Genomic DNA, 3,233 nt, shown 5'->3' on the forward strand with positions numbered 1-3,233 from the left:
CGGCTGCCTGGACCGCCCCACCCGCGGCAGCTACCAGGTGGCCGGGCGCGAGACCGGCAGCATGCTGCCGGACGAACTGGCGGCGCTGCGCCGCGAGCATTTCGGCTTCATCTTCCAGCGCTACCACCTGCTCGGCGACCTGGATGCGCGCGGCAACGTGGCCGTGCCGGCCGTCTACGCCGGCAGCCCGGGGCCGGTGCGTACCGCGCGTGCCGAACAGTTGCTGCAGCGCCTGGGCCTGGGCGACCGCATGAACCACACGCCCGGCCAGCTTTCCGGCGGCCAGCAGCAGCGCGTGTCGATCGCGCGCGCGTTGATGAACGGTGGCGAGGTGATCCTGGCCGACGAACCGACCGGCGCGCTCGACACGAAATCCGGTGAGGAGGTAATGGGCATCCTCGGCGAGCTGCATGCCGAAGGCCACACCATCATCATCGTCACCCACGACATGAGCGTGGCCGAACACGCACAGCGCATCATCGAAATCCGCGACGGCGAGATCATCGCCGACCGCACCAACCCCTCCGCGCCCAGCTACCGCGCGCAGCGCGAGCCGACCGTGGCCGCGGGCGGCGGCAACAGCTGGCGGGCCGCCCGCGATCGCTTCACCGAAGCGTTCCGGATGGCGCTGCTGGCGATGAACGCCCATCGTCTGCGCACCTTCCTGACCATGCTCGGGATCATCATCGGCATTGCCTCGGTGGTGTCGGTGGTGGCGATGGGCAACGGTTCGCAGCAGCAGATCCTGCAGAACATCAGCGCGCTGGGCACCAATACCATCGATGTCTATCCCGGTCGCGGCTTCGGCGACATGCGCTCGGCGCGCGTGCAGACGCTCAAGGCCAGCGATGCCGACGCGCTGGCGCGGCAGAGCTATGTGGACAGCGCCACTCCCAGCGTGTCCTCGTCGGTGACTGCGCGCTACCGCAACCAGTCGGCCACCGCGCAGGTCAGCGGCGTGGGTGAGCAGTACTTCCGGGTCAAGGGCGTTACCTTGAGCGCGGGCAGCTTCTTCGACGGCGATGCGGTCAAGGGCCTGGTCCAGGTCGCGGTGATCGACGAGAACACCCGTACCCAGTTTTTCCCGTCCGGTGAAGATCCGATCGGCCAGGTGATCCTGCTCGGCAACGTGCCGGTGCGGGTGATCGGCGTCGCACAGCGGCAGAGCTTCGGCATGGGCAGCAGTACCAGCCTGGGCGTGTGGGTGCCCTACACCACGGTGATGTCGCGCATGCTTGGGCAAAGTTACGTCTCCAGCATCACCGTGCGGGTGGACGACAGCACACCGATGGATGCCGCGCAGGCCGCGATCTCCAAGCTGTTGATCATGCGCCACGGCACCGAGGACTTCTTCCTCAGCAACAGTGCCGAGATCCGCGAAACCATCGAACAGACCACGCGCACCATGACGTTGCTGATCAGCGCGATCGCCGCGATCGCGTTGCTGGTCGGCGGCATCGGGGTGATGAACATCATGCTGGTGTCGGTCACCGAGCGCACCCGCGAGATCGGCGTGCGCATGGCCGTCGGCGCGCGGCAGAGCGACATCCGCCAGCAGTTCCTGATCGAGGCGGTGCTGGTCTGTCTGCTCGGTGGCCTGCTTGGCGTCGGTCTGTCACTGGTGGTCGGCTGGTTGTTCGGCAAATTCGCCCCGGATTTCCAGATGCTGTTCTCGACGGCCTCGATCGTCGCCGCGTTCGCCTGCTCCAGCCTGATCGGCGTGGCGTTCGGTTTTCTTCCGGCGCGCAGTGCCGCCCAACTTGATCCCGTGGAGGCGCTGGCGCGCGAATGATGAATCCCCTTTTCCCGCTCATCCGCGGCCACCTGCGCCCGCTCGCCCTGGCCTGCGTGACCACGCTGGCTGTGTCGGCCTGCGTCAGCACCGGCCATTACGCCGTCGACGCTCCCAGCGTGCCGGCCAGCTATGGTCGCGGCGATGCCTCGCGCAATGTCCCCACTGACGTGGTGGAGACCCTGCCGCATACCGACCGCACCGAGGTCCGCGACGATCCCTGGTGGACCCAGTTCGGCGATCCGCGCCTGGCGCGGGTGATCGACCGCGCCCTGGCCGCCAACACCGACCTGGCCTCGGCCGGGTTGGCCGTGCAGCGCGCCCGCCTGCAGGCCGGGCTGGCCGACAACGCGCTGTGGCCGCAGCCTTCGGGCAGCGTCGGCAGCAACGGCAGTCGTCCGATCGACCAGGGCGCGCAGTGGAACCGCGGCAGTTCGGCCAGTGTGTCGCTGCAATGGGAAATCGACCTGTGGGGCCGCCTGCGCACCCAGCGCGACATCGCCCAGTGGGAAGCGCAGGCGCGTGAGGAAGACCTGCAGAACACCGCGTTGCTGGTGATCGGCGACGTCGCCACGCAGTACTGGACGCTGGCCTTCCTCAATCAGTCGATCCGCGCCGGCCAAGCCAACCTGGACCGCCTGCAGCGCACCCGGCAACTGGTGCAGGCTCGCTTCGACGCCGGTGCGGTATCGCGCCTGGAAGTCCGCCAGGCCACCCAGAGCCTGGAAGCGCAACGGGCCACGCAAAGCGCGCTGGAACAGCAGCGGGTGGCCAGCCGCAACGCGTTGACGGTGCTGCTGGACGGGCAGCCGTGGCCGCTGGACGACGAGCCGCAGCAGTTGCTGGACGGTGGACGCCCGGTGGTGGCCGAAGGCCTGCCGGCCGAACTGCTGGGCCGGCGCCCGGACCTGCGCGCGGCCGAACTGAGGCTGCGCAACAGCCTGAAGACGATCAAGGTCACCGCCACCCAGTACTACCCCGCGCTGAGCCTGACCGGCAGCGTCGGCAGCAGCGCGACGTCGTTGTCGAACGTGCTGCAGAACCCGGTGGCTACGCTGGGCGCCGGTCTGTCGTTGCCGTTCCTCAACATCGGCCAGGCGCGGTTGAACACCCGCCTGGCCGGCACCGATTACCAGATGGCCGCCAACGACTTCCGCCGCACGCTGTACACGGCCCTGTCGGAGGTGGACAACGCGCTGTCGGCACGCGAGCAGTTCGCCACCCAGGTGGCGGCCTCGCAGGCATCGTTCGATGAAGCGGTGGAGATCGAGCGGATGTACGAGGTGCGCTATCGGGTCGGCGCCACCGACCTGCGCACCTGGCTGGAAGCGCAGCAGACCCGCCGCGATGCGGAGCTGTCGCTGGCCTCGGTGAAGCAGAAGCAGCTGATCAACGATGTAACGTTGTTCAAGGCGCTGGGCGGCAGCGCGCGGTAACCGTA

General features: G+C 68.4%; 2 protein-coding genes. Both read left to right on the plus strand.

The features are described from left to right. The coding region (locus ACXJKH_RS17505; RefSeq protein ID WP_457321230.1) for a MacB family efflux pump subunit at positions 1-1,792 on the plus strand (1,792 nt) is incomplete at its 5' end. Then, positions 1,792-3,228: an efflux transporter outer membrane subunit gene (locus ACXJKH_RS17510; RefSeq protein WP_457321231.1), complete on the plus strand. Its 1,437-nt coding sequence runs from the start codon at positions 1,792-1,794 to the stop codon at positions 3,226-3,228. The genes ACXJKH_RS17505 and ACXJKH_RS17510, both read left to right, overlap by 1 nt. Positions 3,229-3,233 lie beyond the last annotated feature (5 nt).

This window comes from Stenotrophomonas sp. P5_B8, assembly GCF_054049855.1.